We start from the raw sequence: 15,582 nt of genomic DNA, 5'->3' as shown, positions 1-15,582 counted from the left end.
TGCTTGGGCTGCGGCTGGCGGGCTGAGCAACAGAACCACAGAAAGGGGGACAAGGGCGGGGCGCTTCATGCTTGCAAATTACCATTGATGTGACATTTTTCTCACTCACGTGGACTGCGAGCATTCATTCAACGGGTGGGAACAATGGCCCTATCTCGCCGCGCCAACCCTGCTAGCCTGCCCCGCGTGACTTCCCGTTCTGGATTGACCGACACCATCGCCGCCATAGCCACCGCCCCCGGCAGCGCGGGCGTGGGCATCGTGCGGGTCAGTGGGCCGAATGCTCTGGCGGTGGCCGACGGCGCGTTTGTGGGCAAGCGGCGGCCTTCTCGCACGGCGGGCGGGCGCTTCCTGTTCGGGCAGTTGGTGGGCGCAGACGGCGAGATTTTGGATGAAGGCCTGTGCCTGATTTTCCGGGGCGGGCGCAGCTATACCGGCGAGGATGTGGCCGAATTTCAGACGCACGGCAGCCCGGCGGTGTTGGCGCGGGTGCTGGCGCGGGCGCTGGAATTGGGCGCACGGCCCGCCCGCCCCGGCGAATTTACTTTGCGGGCCTACCTTGCCGGACGGCTGGACTTGGCGCAGGCTGAAGCTGTGCTGGGGCTGGTGGAAGCCCAAACCGACGCGGCCCGCAGGCAGGCCAGTTTGGGGCTGTCAGGGGCGTTGGGGGCGCGGGTCACGCGGATTGCCGCCAACATCACGCGCACGCTGGCGGCGATTCAGGCCATGCTGGATTACCCCGAAGAAGGCGTGCCCGACGAAGACCGCGCCGCGCCGCTGGCTGCCGCCGAAGCCGACTTGACGGCGCTGGTGCAGAGTGCGAGGGCAGGCCAAATCTCGGCACGCGGCGCACGGCTGGCCCTGATCGGACGGCCCAACGCGGGCAAAAGCAGCCTGCTGAACGCCCTCTTAGGCTACGAGCGCTCTATCGTGACGCCAATTGCCGGAACCACCCGCGACTACTTGGAAGCGGGGTTGGAACTGGCGGGCGTGCCCGTGACCCTCATCGATACGGCGGGATTACGCGACACCGCCGACGAAATAGAAGCAGCGGGCGTGCGGCAGGCGCATGCTTTAGCCGAACGCGCCGACTTGGTGCTGGCCTTGGAGGACGGCAGCGAACCCCGCGAAGCCTTGCCCGCCGACTTGCCACACGGAGCGCGGGTGCTGCGGGTGCAAACCAAAGCCGACTTGCCCACTGCATGGACTGACCCAGTTGTGTTGCGCGTGAGTGCCGTGACGGGTGCGGGCCTGCCCGAACTGCGCGACGCCGTACACGCCGCCCTGATCGGAGACGCTGCGCGCGGGGAGGCGTGGCTGACCACCGAACGCCAAGCCGACGCCGCCCGCCGCGCCCTAGAACATGTGCAGGCCGCCGTCCATCTGCCCGACGACTTGGCCGGATATGAGTTGGAGGAAGCCTTGCGTGCCCTCTCCGATCTGACTGGGCGCGACGTACAGGAAGACGTGGTGGACGCGGTGTTTCGGAACTTTTGTGTGGGGAAGTGAGGGCACTGACGCGCTGGGAACGTGGGGAAGGCGAGGGTGGGCAGGAAAACCAACCCCCCCATTGCTTCGCAATGCCCCCCCTTAGAGGTGGGGACTAAAAGCTGTTGCGCTCCCCTTGAGGGGGGCTGGCTGCACAGCAGACTGGGGGGTTCAACCGGAACCGTCTCCACAATCCGGCCCCTCAGCGCCCTACCAGCCCCGGCTTCGGCCACAGCCTAAAATTGGCTGGCCCTGCCACATCTTTTAGGTCAACTAGCCCATAAGCGCGGGAGTCTAGGCTGGCCCCGATGCGGCGGTTGTCGCCCATGACCCACAGTTTGCCGGGGGGTAGCGTTTGGGCGTTCTGATCGCCGATAAAGCCTTCGCTGGCGTAGCTTTCGGCCAAGGCGCGGCCATTGACCACCAATGTCCCGTCCCGAATCGCCACGCTGTCGCCCGGCAGGGCCACCACCCGTTTCACATTGTAGGGGCGGTGCTGCACGCCCCACACGGTCTCGAAGGAATAGGGGCTGTCAGGGGGCGCTTTGAAAATGAGCAGATCGCCCCGGCGTGGGTAGGGCGTGGGCAGGCCCCAAGCATGCAGCCAGCGCGGGTATTTCAGCAGCAGCAGCAGATCGCCGCTGGTCAGGGTGGGTTCCATGCTCTCGCCGTCTACGCGGGCAAAAGTGCCCACAAAGGTGGTCAGCAGGTAGACCGGAAGCAGCGCCCCTAACACCCAGATTCGGACAAAGGCCCGCAGCCCGGCAGCACTCATTTCAGCACCAGTGCGAGTGGAAGAAGGGGGCGTCACACGGGCCATGCTAGCAGCGGGGTGGATGAGCCTGTAGAGCAGCTCAGCGTTGATGAGAAGGGCCAGAGGGTTCATTTAATTGAACGGGCGGTCTTTCTTCATACCCGCTTCAGATTTGGGGGGCATGGATGGTGCGGGCAGTACGCTAGCTGCCATGACGGCTCAGGAATTGATTGTGGACAAGTACGAAGAGGGCGCAGGCACGCCCGCCCAGCCCGGCAAAATGGTGCGCGTTCACTATACGGGCACGCTGGAAAACGGCCAAAAGTTCGATTCTTCTCGTGACCGGGGCGAGCCGATAGAGTTCCCGCTGGGCGTGGGCTACGTGATCGCCGGATGGGATCAGGGCATTGCCCAACTGCGCGTGGGCGACAAGGCCCGCTTGACCATCCCCGCCCACCTCGGCTACGGCGACGCGGGCGTTCCCGGCGTGATTCCCGGCGGCGCGACGCTGGTCTTCGATGTAGAACTCGTGGACGTGCGCTGAGAGATTGACACAGAACACTACAGCGCTGGGGCCGAAAGCTCCAGCGCTGTTATCGTGCCCTCACTCAACCCCTACTTGTCAGCAGGCTTGTCTTCTATCAACGTACTTTCGGAGCGGTAATTGCCCTGTTCGTCCAGATTCCCGCCCAGCATCACGTGGGTATCGGTGACGCCGGGGCTGTCCTGCACCACGCCTGCGCGTTCGGCGGGATCATTGGGAATGGGCGGGCGCGTGGCGCTCTCCGAATCCGTGCTGCGGTCTTGTGGCGCTTCACCCTCGATGGTCAGGCCCATCTGCTCGTTGCTGGTGTGTCCGGTCATGGCGCAAGGCTAGAACTGCTGTAGGGCGGGCGTGTGTGCTGCACGTAAAGCAGAGTTGGGAGTGGGCCAACTTCTGGGCCAAATAAAGGCCAGCTTAAGCCCCTGCCGCTCACGCCCCGGCCTCTATGGAACCGCTACAATCTTGGGCACACATGAAACGATTGGCGACGCTGATGACGCTCGCGCTGGCTGCTTCGGCGGCGGCGCAAACCTCTTTGCCCCAAAATACGGCCCGGATTCATTATCAGCGGGCTGATGGCGCGTACACCGGCTGGGGCCTGCACCTCTGGGAAGACACCGCCAAACCCACCGAATGGACTGCGCCCCTCGCCCAAGCGGGCAAAGACGACTTCGGGGTGTATTTTGACGTGGCCCTCAAGCCCAACGCCCAGAAAGTCGGGTTCATCGTGCATAAGGGCGACGAAAAAAGCCCGGATTCCGACTTGTGGCTCGACCTCAGCAAAGGCCGCGAGCTGTTTCTGAAATCGGGCGGCACGCTGGTGGCCTATGCCAAAGGTGCGGCGCTGAACGTGGACGCCAGCAAAGCACCTGTGGCGCAGGCTGCGGCGCAAACGGTGGCCCAAGCTGCTGCGCCTGCCGCTGCTCCCGTCTCTGCCGCCCAACCCATCCCCGACAACGTGCTGCGCGTGCGCTACGTGCGGCCCGACGGCAACTACGAGGGCTGGGGCCTGCATGTCTGGGAAGACACCACCACACCCACCGAATGGGTCAAACCGCTGGTACAGACGGGCAAAGACGCAGGCGGCGCTTACTGGGACGTACCGCTGAAGGCGGGGGCCGCCAAAGTGAACTTTATTGTGCATAAGGGCGATGAAAAAGACCCCGGCCCGGACATGTCGGCAGACCTGAGCAAAGGCCGCGAAGTGACCGTGACCAGCGGCAAGGAAGCCTTTGCCTACGGCGCACCCGCCGCCCTGAACGACCCGCCTGTGCCCGCCAATACCGCCCGCATCAACTACTACCGCCCAGACGGCAAATACGACGGCTGGGGCCTGCATGTGTGGGAAGACACCACCAAACCCACCGAATGGACTGCGCCATTGGCCCAGACGGGCAAAAACAGCTTTGGCGTGTATTGGGACGTGCTTATGAAAGAGGGCTGGGGCAAGCTGAATTTTATCGTGCATCAGGGCGACACCAAAGACCCCGGCCCTGACCAGACGCTGAACAGCAGCGCGGGTAATCAGGCGTGGATCGTGAGCGGCAATGCGGCGGTGAACACCACCCGCCCCGATACCAGCGTGCGCGTGGTGGGTGACCTGACCAAGCAGCAAGCGATTATGCTGGGGCGCGACCTCGTGGCCGTGAAGCCCGAATTTGTGCAGCCCGGAGCCTTCCTGACCCTCCACACCGCCCCCGACGCCAGCCTCAAACTGACCCCGGCAGGCGTGGACGGCGGCACCACGTTGACCCTGAACGCGGTAGACGGCGGCCTGAGCGCGGCGCTGAAGGCCAAAGCGCCCTACCTTGCCAGTTACGCCCTGTTGCGGGTACGCGAGGAAGACCGGGCCAAAGTCGGCGCGGCCCTGCGTGGGCAAGTGGCGGTCAGTAGCGCCCTGCCCGACGGCACGCTGATAGACGCGACTGGCGTGCAAACCGCGTGGGCGCTGGACGAGCTGTACGCCTACGACGGCCCGCTGGGAGCCACGTGGCAAGGAGCCAAACCCACGCTACGGCTGTGGGCACCCACCGCGCAGGACGTAAAATTGCGCCTCAGTGCGGCAGACGGCACAGGCGAGCGCACCTTGCCCATGACCCGCGATGCCAAGGGCGTCTGGACGGCGGCGGGCGAAGCCAACTGGAAGGGCCTCGGCTACCGCTACGAGGTGAAGGTCTACGCGCCCAGCACGGGCAAAGTAGAGACCAACTTGGTCACCGACCCCTATTCGGTGGCGCTGAGCCTGAACTCCACGCGCAGCATTCTGACCGACCTGAACGACCCCAGCCAGAAACCTGCAGGCTGGGAAGGCTTGAAAAAACCCGCCCTGCGCTCCGCCAGCGACCTGAGCTTCTACGAGTTGCACCTGCGGGATTTCAGCGCTGCCGATGCCAGCGTGCCCGCAGCCCAGCGCGGCACTTACCTTGCGTTTACGCAGGCGGGCAGCAACGGCATGAAACACCTGAAAGCCTTGGCCGACGCGGGACTGAAGGCCGTTCACTTGCTGCCGACCTTCGACATTGCCACCATCGAAGAAGACAAGACCAAGTGGAAGGCCACGCCCGACCTGAGCAAACTGCCGCCCAACAGCGACCAGCAGCAGGCCGCCGTGACCGCTGTGAAAGACGCCGACCCCTACAACTGGGGCTACGATCCTTACCACTACATGGCTCCGGAAGGCAGCTACGCCGTGAATCCGGCAGACCGCACCCGCGAATACCGCTCGATGGTGATGGCGCTGAACGCGGCGGGCCTGCGCGTGGTGCAGGACGTGGTGTTCAACCATACGGCGGCCAGTGGACAGGCTGAGCGCAGCGTGCTTGACCGCATCGTGCCGGGCTATTACCACCGCCTGAACGTGAACGGGGGCGTGGAAAACTCCACCTGCTGCTCCAATACCGCCACCGAACACGCCATGATGCGCCGCCTGATGGTGGATTCGCTGGTACTGATGGCGAAGGCCTACAAGGTAGACGGCTTCCGCTTCGACCTGATGGGCCATCATCTGGTGGCCGACATGAAGGCCGCCCGCGCCGCGCTGGACGCCCTGACGTTGGCTAAGGACGGCGTGGACGGCAAGAGCATCTACATCTACGGCGAGGGGTGGGACTTTGGCGAAGTGCAGGGCAACAAACGCGGCGTGAATGCCACCCAGATCAACATGTATGGGCAGGGCATCGGTACCTTCAATGACCGCATTCGGGACGCGGTGCGCGGCGGTAATCCCTTCGGCGGGCTGCAAGATCAGGGCTTCGCTACGGGCCTCGCTACCTTGCCCAACGGCCAGCCCCAGAACACAGACCGTACCAAGGCCTTGCAACTGGCCGACCTCGTGCGGGTGGGCCTCAGCGGAAACCTGCGCGACTTTAAGTTCACCAACGGGCTAGGCAAAGAAACCACCGGGGCCAACGTGAGCTACAACGGTGCGCCCGCCGGATACGCGGCCAGCCCCCGCGAAACCATCAATTACGCCAGCGCCCACGACAACCAGACCCTCTACGACGCCGTGGTGCTGAAGGCTCCGGCGGGGGCCACGTCCGCCCAGCGCACCCGGATGCAAAACCTCGCCCACAGCGTGGTGCTGCTGGGTCAGGGGTTGCCGTTCAGCTACGCGGGCGATGAAATCCTGCGCTCCAAGAGCTTCGATACCGACTCCTACAACAGCGGCGACTGGTTCAATACGCTGGACTTTACCCGCGCCAGCAACGGCTTCGGCAAAGGCCTGCCGCCCGCCGAGAAGAACGAGGGCAACTGGAACCTGTACCGCCCGCTGCTGGGCAACGCGGCGTTCAAGCCCTCCAGCACCGAAATCACCCGTGCCTTCGATCACTACCGCGACATGTTGCGGGTGCGCTATTCCTCCACTCTGTTCCGCATGGACACGGCGGCGCAGGTGCAGCAAAACCTGAAGTTCCTGAACACCGGGCCGAGCCAAACCCCCGGCGTGATCGTAATGCGCCTGACCGGAACCGTGAACACCACCAACCCTTACCGCAACGTGGTTGTCGTGTTCAACGGCAGCGGCCAGACGGTCAATTTCAGTGATCCGAGCTTGGCGGGCCTGAACCTGAGCCTGCACCCGGTGTTGGCCGCCAGCACCGACAGCGTGGTGAAAACCAGCAAGGTGGCGGGCAGCAGCCTCAGCGTGCCGGGCCTGACGACAGCGGTGTTTGTCGGGAAATAAGCGCAGGGAGAAGGGCATCTAAGGGTTTAAGGACAGAAAATGACGGCGGGGGCTTCGGCTTCCCGCCGTCCTCTGTCTCCATATGCTGGTTCCATGCCAATGACCCTTACTGCCCTCCGGCGCGCTTTGCAAGATATGGACGCCCCGGAGTTGCGCGGTGTCATCGAGACACTCTTTCAGGCCAGTACCGCCAATAAAAATCTATTGACCGCCCTGCTGGACAACGATACTTCCGGGTTACGGGCCAAGGCGGAAGCCGAGATCGCGCGGGCCTTCCATCTGGGCAAGCACACGCCGACGCTGAAAACCAGCGGGGCGCGGGCCGCCATCGCCGCCTATGCCAAAGTCGCTTCGCCACTGGAAGTGCTGACACTACAACTTCAGTTCGTGCAGGCGGGGATGGACTGCTGGAACGGATTCGGCGGGCCAGATTCGTTGCTGGACAGCCTCAGCAGCATGTGGGAATCGGCCCTCAAGCGGGCTGGGGAATTGCCGTCAGATACGTTGCCTTGGGCGCAACTGGAAGCGGTCAACAGTTTGCTGACCGACTTCGGGATCGGCGGACTGGAGGCATTAGACGAGGAGTTGGATGAAGATGGGGGCGGCTCTTGATCTCTAGAATTCGGCCATGACCAGCAGCCCCCTTCCCAAACCCATTATTCTGGACGGCGACCCCGGCCTAGACGACGCGATTGCATGGATGTTTGCCCTCGCCAGCCCCGCCGAAGTGCAAGTGTTGGGCGTGTGCAGCGTGCATGGCAACGTGCCGCTCCACCGCACCAGCCACAACGCGGGCGTCATTCTGGCTTTGGCGGGCGAGGCAGGGCGCACTGTGCCGCACTACGCCGGAGCAGACCGCCCGTTGGTGCGTGAGGCGATGACGGCGGCGGCAGTTCACGGCGATTCTGGCCTGCCTGCCGCCGATTTGCCCGCACCGCTGCGAGAGCCGGAAGCCCTGCACGCCGCCCTGTTCATGATTGAGGCCATTCGCGCCCAACCCGGCGAAATCACGCTGATCGCCACTGGCCCGCTGACCAACGTGGCACTGGCGTTCCGGCTGGCCCCCGATCTGCCCGCCCTCGTGCGGGAGGTGGTCTGGATGGGCGGCAGCACCGCGCACGGCAACCGCACGCCCGCCGCCGAATTCAATGCGCTGGCCGACCCACACGCCGCGCACGTGGTTTTGACTTCCGGGGCACAGGTGCGGATGGTGGGCCTGAATCTGACGATGCAGTGCATTGCCACGCCAGACCGTCTGGAAGCCCTACACGCGCTAGGCAACCGCGCCGGGGCCGTGTGCAGCGAACTCCTGACCTTTTACGCCGGGCATTACCGCGCCCGCTACGGCATCAATGGGGGGGCGCTGCATGACCCAGTCGCGGTGGGGGCCGTCATCTGTCCCGAGTTGTTCACCTTCCGGCCCATGCGCGTGCAGGTGGAGACCCAAGAGGGCCTGAATTTTGGGCGAACGGTGTGCGACTTGTACGGCCAACCGGAACCCACAGACCGCGTGCAGGTAGGGATGGAGCTAAACGAATCGGCCTTTTTCGCGCTGCTGCTGGAGCGGGTGGGGCGGCTGCCTTAAAACGTTTCGACACAGTTCTTCGACGTGTTGGAAGGAGGAAGCCTTAAGTCGTGCCCAGCACGATCTCCACGGCCCGGCCATCTGGGAGCAGGTAGGCCAGCAGCGAGCCGCCGCGCAGATCGGCGATCAGATAGGGCACCGAGTAGGCCGCCAACTGCGTATCGGTGCGGCTGGGAGTGGCGGGGCCGTTGGGGTGGCTGTGGTACAGCGCGACAAGGCTCAGGCCCTCGGCCTGCATGGCCCTCAGCGCCCGCAACAGGTGGCCCGGATCGGCCAGATAGTGCCGCACCGGGTCAGGGGCAATGTTCGGCAGCGGGTACAGCGCGTGCGCGTACAAGCCGTCTGGGCGCTCATGGCCGCCTATCGCGCCCACGCATTCGGCGGGAGCGTCGCGCCGGGCGTGTGCCCACAGCGCATTTTCCAGCACGCGGGGCAGGTGCAGGGCGGTGGGCAGCGTCGAATCTGGAGCGGTCAAATCTGAATCAGTCTAGGGGCGAATGGGGACGGGCGGCGGTTCGTGAAGGACAGACATACAAATTGACGGCCTTCAAAACCGTTTCCCACTGACCGAGCGTGAATATTCTATGCCCACCACGCCTTTCCCACTCCCTACCGACCACCCACCACTCAACGCCTGGCCCACTGCCCCCGACACCCCCCACCAGCGGCCTGCCCCGTCAGAAAGTTGCGCTGGGGGCGGAATTCCCGGCACTGCCTCTCAGTATTGTGCGGTACAGTAGGCGCTATGTCGAAGGCGGTGAAGGCTCGGAAGGCGGCGGCTCCCGCGAACCGGTTTGATGGGGAGGCGTTGGGGTTAGTCCTGTTCGCCCTCGGAATCTTTTTGGCGGTGACGCTGCTCCTAGAGCCGCCCACGCGCACCGGCGGCGAAACGTCGGGCAGCCTGATGGCGCAGGCGCGGGAGCTGCTGCGGGGCTGGCTGGGCTGGGGCGCATACGTGCTGCCGGTGGTTCCGGTGGCTTACGGCGTGCTGGTCTTTTTGGGGCGCGACCTCGCCAACCTGACGCGGCGGGTACTGGGCGGCGTCTTGGTCACGCTGGCGCTGCTGGCCCTGCACGAAGTCTTCGAGCCGGAAGCGGCGGGCAAGCTGGCTGAAGTGGTCATGGCCCCCCTGAGCGTGGTGAGCTACGTGGCGGCGCTGATTCCGCTGGTGGTACTGACGCTGGGCCTAGAAATCATGTTGCGGCTGCGGCCCCTGACCCTGCTGAAGGGGTTTTTTCGGCAAGTGAGCGTGCTGCTGGGCGGGGCGTCGGCCAACGTGCAGGGCGCGATAGAGGCGCGGCAAGAAGGCCGGGACGCCGCCCGCACCCGCACCGAGGCGAGGCAGGGCCTGAGCGCCCACGCCCGCGATCTGGACACTCTGCGCAAACTGTACCCATCGGCGCGGGAACTGAAATCTCAGGCCGAAGAAGTGCGGGCCGCCCTGCGCGAATTGAAGGGACTGGACGAAGCCGGACTGAAAGACGCCTCGCGTGATCTGGACGGCTGGCGGGCCGTGACCGCGACGTTTGTGAGCCACGCCGCCCGCGACCTACGTGAACAGGTGGCCGCCGAAGCGCCCGACGCCGGAGCCAAGGCCGAAGCCGTGATGAAAGAAATCTCGGCGGGGCGGCATGAACTGAGCGTAGAACTCGCGAGTACGCAGGCCAGCGGAGAACTGGAAAGCCTGCGCCGCCGCAGCGTGACCGAGGTGCAGCGCTTGGCCCTGCGTGCGGGCAAGCTGGAGCGCGAGCGCAAGGCCGCCGAAAAGGCGCTGGCCAAAGCCGACGCCGCCGTGCTGGCCCGCGAACTGCCCGCCCACAGCGAGCGCGTGGCCGCTTGGGCCGAAGTGAGCCGCGAGTGGATCGATTGGCAAGACCGCGAACGCCATTACCTCGGCTGGCCTGACCTTGCCGCCGCCTTTGACCGCGCCCCTACCGAGGTGGCCGGGGCGGTGGCCGAAGCCCTCCGCAGCGACCCAGACGGCACACTGGCCGCGCAGGAACAGTGGCGTGCCCGCCTCGCCCGTGCTCAGGAAGACGCGCTGCGCCGGGCCGAAGCGATGGCGACTCCGGCTCCGATTACACCGCCCAGCATGAACTTCGATTTCACCGATTTTGGCAACATGGACGGTGCACAGATAGGCGGCGCACAGGCGACAACCGAGCAAGCTGGCGCACCTCTGGAATGGCACAAACCCACGCGGGGGGGCGGGTCTGGCAGCAGCGGAGCAGCATCGGGCGGGGCCGCGATCAGCCCGGAACGGCCTGCTTTTGCACCCGCCCCGCCCCTCTCCCCTCCCCTGCCTGCTGGCCTGCCCCCCGCTGGCCCCGATATTTTTGACGATGAAGACGATTCGTCAGGTCACACAGATTCGATCACTGGCGAGTTGGACGGCCTAGACCCTTGGGGCGACGATGAAGACATGCCCTTTTCGCGGCCAGAAGCCAAGGCTCCGGTCAGACCTCCAGCTATGCCTGCTGTGCCCACGCGCCAAAAACCGCTGTTGGGGCAAGGCGGTGTGCAGGCCGCCCCCGCGCCTTGGGAGAGTGCCGACGCACCCACGCAGCGCCGCCGCCCCATTCCTCAATCACTGGGGCCTCAGCCCATCGGGGCCACTTCTCCGGCCCTGCCCAGCTACGACCTCCTTGATCCGATTCCCCAAGTCGCCAGCAACCTCGCCGCGCTAGACGTGGCCGCACGTCAGCGGGCCGCCGTGATCGAGCAGACGCTTCGGCACTTCGGGTTGCAGGCCAGAGTCGTGGATTTTGCACGCGGCCCTACTGTCACCCGCTACGAAATCGAGCCTGCCCCCGGCGAGAAGATTTCTCGGATTGCCAATCTCAGCAACGATCTGGCGCGGGCGCTGGCGGTGGGCGGCGTGCGAATAGAAGCCCCAGTACCCGGCAAAAGCGTGATCGGGCTGGAAGTGCCCAACAGTGAACGCGAACCCGTGACTTTTCATCAGGCGGCGGCCTCGCCTGGATTCCGTAACACCCGCGCCAAATTGCCCATGATTTTGGGCAAAAGCATCGACGGAGAATTGGTGGTGGGCGACCTCGCCAAAATGCCGCATCTGCTGGTGGCGGGCAGCACTGGATCGGGCAAATCGGTCTGCGTGAATACCCTGATCACGTCGCTGCTGTTCAAGTATCTGCCCCACGAACTGCGTTTCTTGATGATCGACCCAAAAATGGTGGAACTCACGCCCTACGACGGTATCGCGCACTTGGTACGGAGTGTGGTGACCAACCCGGTAGACGCGGCGGGCGTGCTGCTGGGCGCGGTGGCCCACATGGAACGCCGTTACAAGATGATGAGTCAGGTGGGCGCGAAGAACTTGGAGCAATACAACGCCAAGATGCGCCAAGTTGGAGACGTGGAATTGCCGCACCTGATCATCATCATCGACGAGTTGGCCGACCTGATGATCACCAGCCCGAAGGAAGTGGAATCGGCCATTATGCGGCTGGCGCAGATGGCCCGCGCTACCGGAATGCACCTGATTCTGGCGACCCAGCGGCCCAGCGTAGACATCCTGACCAGCCTGATCAAAGTGAACGTGCCCGCCCGCATCGCCTTTGCGGTCAGCAGCACGCACGATTCCCGCACCATTCTAGATTCGGTGGGGGCAGAGCGCCTGACCGGCATGGGCGACATGCTGTTTTATCAGCCCGGACACGTGAAACCTGTGCGTCTGCAAGGGCCGTACATCAGCGAGGTGGAATCGGCCCGCATTACGGAGGAACTGCGCCGCCAAGTCTTCGAAGACGACTTTGTGGAGGCTTACGGCTCAGACTTCGAAGGCGGGGTAGAGGCCAGCGGCCCCAGCAATGACCGCGCCAACATGGATTTCAGTGATCCCTTGCTGCGCCAAGCCGCGGCCATCTGCATTGAGGAAGGGCAGGGCAGCGTGTCGCGCCTGCAACGCCGCCTGAGTGTGGGCCACGCCCGCGCCGGAAAACTGATGGACTTGTTGGAGGCGATGGGCATCGTGTCTAAGCATCAGGGCAGCAAGCCGCGCGACGTACTGATTCATGAGACGGATTTGCCAGAATACTTTGGAAGGTAGTCCCACCCATGAATCTGATGAAGCCTTAATACTACGTGCCAGATGGTGTATCCCTGTGCTCAGATAGATGAACATCAAGTGAGTATTGCCCCAAAGACCTTGGGTAGTTCGTTTAGAAGATCTGGGCAGATGCTGCTTTTGGTTGCTTTTCCGCGCTGAGTAGTGTTGATTAAGAAGCGAACTTTCCTTAGAGGTGAACTACATGAAAAAGCAAACTGGTCTGATGACTCTCAGCCTGCTCCTCGCCACGTCCGCTGTTGCGGGCGGAGCCGGAACGCCCGTCGCCCGTCCTGCCACCGCTGCTTCTCCCGCAGCCTGCAAGACCATTGCCCAACTGGTCACCAGCGATCCTCAGTTCAGCACGCTGGCCGTGGCTGTTGAGGCTGCTGGTTTGGGTGACGTTCTCAGCAGCGGCGCGTTTACCGTGTTTGCTCCGACCAACGCGGCGTTTGCCAAAGTGCCCAGCGACATGCTCGCTACGGTGCTGAACGATCCGGAAATGCTGCGGAGCGTGCTGCTGTACCACGTCGTCCCCGGCAAGATCGCCGCCAACCAAGTGGTGGGGCTGAAGAGCGCCCGCACCGCGCAGGGTTCCACCATTGCAGTTGCGGTCAACGGCAGCAACGTCATGATCAACGACGCCAACGTGACTAAGGTCAATGTGGCCGCCTGTAACGGCGTCATTCACATCATCGACACCGTGTTGATGCCCCCCATGCCTGCTGCTGCAACGCCCGCGCCCGAGCCTGTCGCGGAAACGCCTGCTCCTGAGCCTGTGGCCGAAACGCCCGCGCCCGAGCCTGTCGCAGAAACCCCCGCGCCTGAGCCTGTGGCCGAGGTTGCGGCTCCTGCTCCAGTCTTCAACATCAGCCAGATTCCCGCCACGCCCCTGAGCGGCGCGACGACCACGACCACCACGGAAACGGCCACCACCGAAACGACCACCGAGGCCGTGACGACGACCACCACTCCTGAAGTGACGGCCACTGCCGAAGCCACTGCCGAGTGCGTGGTGGGCAGTAACACCCTGTACGACGTCATCGTGGCCGATGACCGCTTCAGCACCCTGCGCGACCTGCTCAGCGACGCTGGCCTGACCGAAACCCTGATGAGCGGTGAGTACACCGTGTTCGCCCCCACCAACGACGCCTTTGCGGCGGTAGACCCCGACACGCTGGCGATCATTGCCAGCACGCCTGATCTGCTGAGGCAGGTGCTGCTGTACCACGTCGTAGCCGGAACCGTGACTGCCGAGAAACTCGCAGGCGGCGAAGTGCTGAAGACGGCAGAAGGCGGCGACCTGACCCCCGGCACCCGTGACGGCAAGCAACTGATCGGCATTGCCACTGTCGACGTCGTTTCGGCTGCCGTGGGCACCACCACCTCTGACCCCTGTAACGGCGTGCTGTACACCATCGATCAGGTCTTGCTGCCCCCCAACTTCACGCTGCCTGCCCCTGTGGTCGAAGCGCCTGCCGCCGAAGCCACGACAGCGACCACCGACACGACGGCGACTGCCACGACGACCACCACAACCACCACGACGACGGCAACGGTCACGACCACCTCCGCCGTGTTGGCTGCCGATGCCCGCTTCAGCACGCTGGTCTCGCTGCTTCAGGCCGCCGGACTGGTAGACACCGTGAACAACGGAACATTCACCGTGTTCGCTCCTACCAACGAGGCCTTTGCGAAGGTGCCTGCTACCACGCTGGCCAGCCTGCAAGCTGATCCTGCCAAGCTGAGACAGGTGTTGCTCTACCACGTCGTCGCCTCTAGCGTCGATCTGGTCGCAGCAGGCGCTGAACTGACCAGCGCCGAAGGCAGCCTCTTGCCTATAGTCCGCGCCGACAGCACCGTGAAGGTCGCTGGCGGCACAGTGAACACCACCGCCATCATGGGCGGCGGCACCAGCAAGGTGTATGTCATCGACACCGTCTTGCTGCCCCCCAGTCTGCGCTAACTTCTCTCTTTATCCAGTACCGCGCCTCTTGTCGGGGCGCGGTTTTTTGCTGTCGATGAAGACCGCGCTAAAGCTTGGGCGACTCCGCCCGCCATGCATCTGCGGGGTACTGACGCAAGAAAGCCGCCCAAGTCGCCGCCGTGCGGGGCAGATGTTCCGTTTCAGTCCACGTCCAGTAGGGCGTATACAGGCTGCGGGCCGTTACGATTTCTTCGCGAAAGATCTCGGCGCTGAGGCCAGTCTTGAGTAAACCGCTGCTTCCAAAGCGCCGCAGCACACCAGCCCGGTCATACAGCACGCGCCGCAATTCTATTCGCCACCCCTGCGGTACAGCCGTCAAAAGCAGGTAGCCTGCGCGGGGGTCGCTGTCGGCGGGTGCGCCTACCGCCCCGGTATTCAAGACGCGCACACTTGGGCCGCCTGCCAACTCGAACACAGCGTCGGCTTGGCGGTGAATATGCGAGCCGATCAACAACCCGAAGCGGCCTGCCCCGGACAGTTCTTCTATCCGCTGGGGCGCAGTGCGTTCGCTGATGCCTTCGCGGTACTCGTCGGGCGTGCCGTGCGACACCAGCACATCGGGCAGGCCGGGGGCGCTGAGGGTCAGCGACATGGGCCAGTCGGCAGCGGTGTGCAGCAATCCGGCCCGCTCCAATTGTTCGGCGCTCCAAGCGGTTGCGCCCCAGAACGGATCGGAGAACCAGTCGGCGGGCAAACTGCTGCTCCGCGCCTGCCACAGCCGCAGCAGATCGTCGTGGTTGCCCAGCGTAAAGCGCACGCCGTGCGGGAACGAGGCGGGCAGATTCAGCAGGGTTTCCAGCGCCTGCACGCTGTCGGGGCCACGGTTGACCACGTCGCCGTTCACGATCAGTCCTTCGGCCCCCTGTATGCGGGCGTCGTGCAGCACGGCCCGCAGCGCGTCGGCGTTTCCATGAATGTCGGCCAGCACTGCAAGACGCATGACTTTCCATTCTAGGGGGAAGGGGCAGCGAATAA

Annotated in this window: 11 protein-coding genes; 7 read left to right on the top strand and 4 right to left on the bottom strand. The window is 64.3% G+C overall.

The window, feature by feature from the left end:
• Window positions 1-144 precede the first annotated feature (144 nt).
• Window positions 145-1,509 carry a tRNA uridine-5-carboxymethylaminomethyl(34) synthesis GTPase MnmE gene (gene mnmE / locus SU48_RS04935; protein WP_064014284.1) on the top strand — a complete coding sequence of 455 codons (1,365 nt, stop codon included), beginning with the start codon at window positions 145-147 and terminating at the stop codon, window positions 1,507-1,509.
• A gap of 181 nt (window positions 1,510-1,690) precedes the next feature.
• On the opposite strand, the gene lepB is transcribed toward mnmE, so the two are convergent.
• Entirely contained in the window at window positions 1,691-2,308 is a 618-nt protein-coding gene (gene lepB / locus SU48_RS04930) for a signal peptidase I (protein ID WP_064014283.1), read from the bottom strand.
• A gap of 145 nt (window positions 2,309-2,453) precedes the next feature.
• Here lepB and SU48_RS04925 point away from each other — a divergent pair, with 145 nt between their 5' ends.
• Window positions 2,454-2,786: an FKBP-type peptidyl-prolyl cis-trans isomerase gene (locus SU48_RS04925; RefSeq protein WP_064015848.1), complete on the top strand. Its 333-nt coding sequence runs from the start codon at window positions 2,454-2,456 to the stop codon at window positions 2,784-2,786.
• A gap of 71 nt (window positions 2,787-2,857) precedes the next feature.
• On the opposite strand, the gene SU48_RS04920 is transcribed toward SU48_RS04925, so the two are convergent.
• Window positions 2,858-3,106, bottom strand: coding sequence for a hypothetical protein (locus SU48_RS04920; RefSeq protein WP_064014282.1), 249 nt, complete (start codon window positions 3,104-3,106; stop codon window positions 2,858-2,860).
• Between the two features lie 152 nt (window positions 3,107-3,258).
• Here SU48_RS04920 and pulA point away from each other — a divergent pair, with 152 nt between their 5' ends.
• The 3 genes from pulA (at window position 3,259) to SU48_RS04905 (ending at window position 8,554) form a co-directional block, all read left to right on the top strand.
• A complete protein-coding gene (gene pulA / locus SU48_RS04915) occupies window positions 3,259-6,969 on the top strand; it encodes a pullulanase-type alpha-1,6-glucosidase (protein WP_064014281.1) in 3,711 nt (1,236 codons plus the stop codon).
• Between the two features lie 93 nt (window positions 6,970-7,062).
• A complete protein-coding gene (locus SU48_RS04910) occupies window positions 7,063-7,581 on the top strand; it encodes a hypothetical protein (protein WP_064014280.1) in 519 nt (172 codons plus the stop codon).
• A 16-nt stretch (window positions 7,582-7,597) separates the two neighbouring features.
• The gene (locus tag SU48_RS04905) at window positions 7,598-8,554 is read left to right on the top strand and encodes a nucleoside hydrolase (protein WP_064014279.1); all 957 of its coding nucleotides are present in this window, start codon (window positions 7,598-7,600) and stop codon (window positions 8,552-8,554) included.
• A gap of 43 nt (window positions 8,555-8,597) precedes the next feature.
• Here SU48_RS04905 and SU48_RS04900 read toward each other — a convergent pair whose 3' ends face one another.
• Window positions 8,598-9,029, bottom strand: coding sequence for a Mov34/MPN/PAD-1 family protein (locus SU48_RS04900; RefSeq protein WP_231881686.1), 432 nt, complete (start codon window positions 9,027-9,029; stop codon window positions 8,598-8,600).
• A 270-nt stretch (window positions 9,030-9,299) separates the two neighbouring features.
• On the opposite strand from SU48_RS04900, the gene SU48_RS04895 reads away from it, so the two are divergent.
• Complete coding sequence (locus SU48_RS04895; protein WP_064014278.1) at window positions 9,300-12,623, top strand: FtsK/SpoIIIE family DNA translocase; 3,324 nt, start codon at window positions 9,300-9,302, stop codon at window positions 12,621-12,623.
• Window positions 12,624-12,846: 223 nt separating this feature from the next.
• Window positions 12,847-14,586 carry a fasciclin domain-containing protein gene (locus tag SU48_RS04890; protein WP_331710202.1) on the top strand — a complete coding sequence of 580 codons (1,740 nt, stop codon included), beginning with the start codon at window positions 12,847-12,849 and terminating at the stop codon, window positions 14,584-14,586.
• A gap of 67 nt (window positions 14,587-14,653) precedes the next feature.
• Here SU48_RS04890 and SU48_RS04885 read toward each other — a convergent pair whose 3' ends face one another.
• Window positions 14,654-15,547 (bottom strand): metallophosphoesterase family protein, encoded by an 894-nt coding sequence (locus SU48_RS04885; protein WP_064014276.1) that lies wholly within the window; start codon window positions 15,545-15,547, stop codon window positions 14,654-14,656.
• Window positions 15,548-15,582: the final 35 nt, after the last annotated feature.

This window comes from Deinococcus puniceus (genome assembly GCF_001644565.1).
Classification (GTDB): domain Bacteria; phylum Deinococcota; class Deinococci; order Deinococcales; family Deinococcaceae; genus Deinococcus; species Deinococcus puniceus.
This window is presented reverse-complemented; position numbering and strand designations above follow the sequence as displayed.

Bases quoted from the DNA above. Each gene is read 5' to 3' on its own strand.
- mnmE (WP_064014284.1), top strand. From the start codon at position 145: ATGGCCCTATCTCGCCGCGCCAACCCTGCTAGCCTGCCCCGCGTGACT.
- lepB (WP_064014283.1), bottom strand. From the start codon at position 2,308: ATGGCCCGTGTGACGCCCCCTTCTTCCACTCGCACTGGTGCTGAAATG.
- SU48_RS04925 (WP_064015848.1), top strand. From the start codon at position 2,454: ATGACGGCTCAGGAATTGATTGTGGACAAGTACGAAGAGGGCGCAGGC.
- SU48_RS04920 (WP_064014282.1), bottom strand. From the start codon at position 3,106: ATGACCGGACACACCAGCAACGAGCAGATGGGCCTGACCATCGAGGGT.
- pulA (WP_064014281.1), top strand. From the start codon at position 3,259: ATGAAACGATTGGCGACGCTGATGACGCTCGCGCTGGCTGCTTCGGCG.
- SU48_RS04910 (WP_064014280.1), top strand. From the start codon at position 7,063: ATGCCAATGACCCTTACTGCCCTCCGGCGCGCTTTGCAAGATATGGAC.
- SU48_RS04905 (WP_064014279.1), top strand. From the start codon at position 7,598: ATGACCAGCAGCCCCCTTCCCAAACCCATTATTCTGGACGGCGACCCC.
- SU48_RS04895 (WP_064014278.1), top strand. From the start codon at position 9,300: ATGTCGAAGGCGGTGAAGGCTCGGAAGGCGGCGGCTCCCGCGAACCGG.
- SU48_RS04890 (WP_331710202.1), top strand. From the start codon at position 12,847: ATGACTCTCAGCCTGCTCCTCGCCACGTCCGCTGTTGCGGGCGGAGCC.
- SU48_RS04885 (WP_064014276.1), bottom strand. From the start codon at position 15,547: ATGCGTCTTGCAGTGCTGGCCGACATTCATGGAAACGCCGACGCGCTG.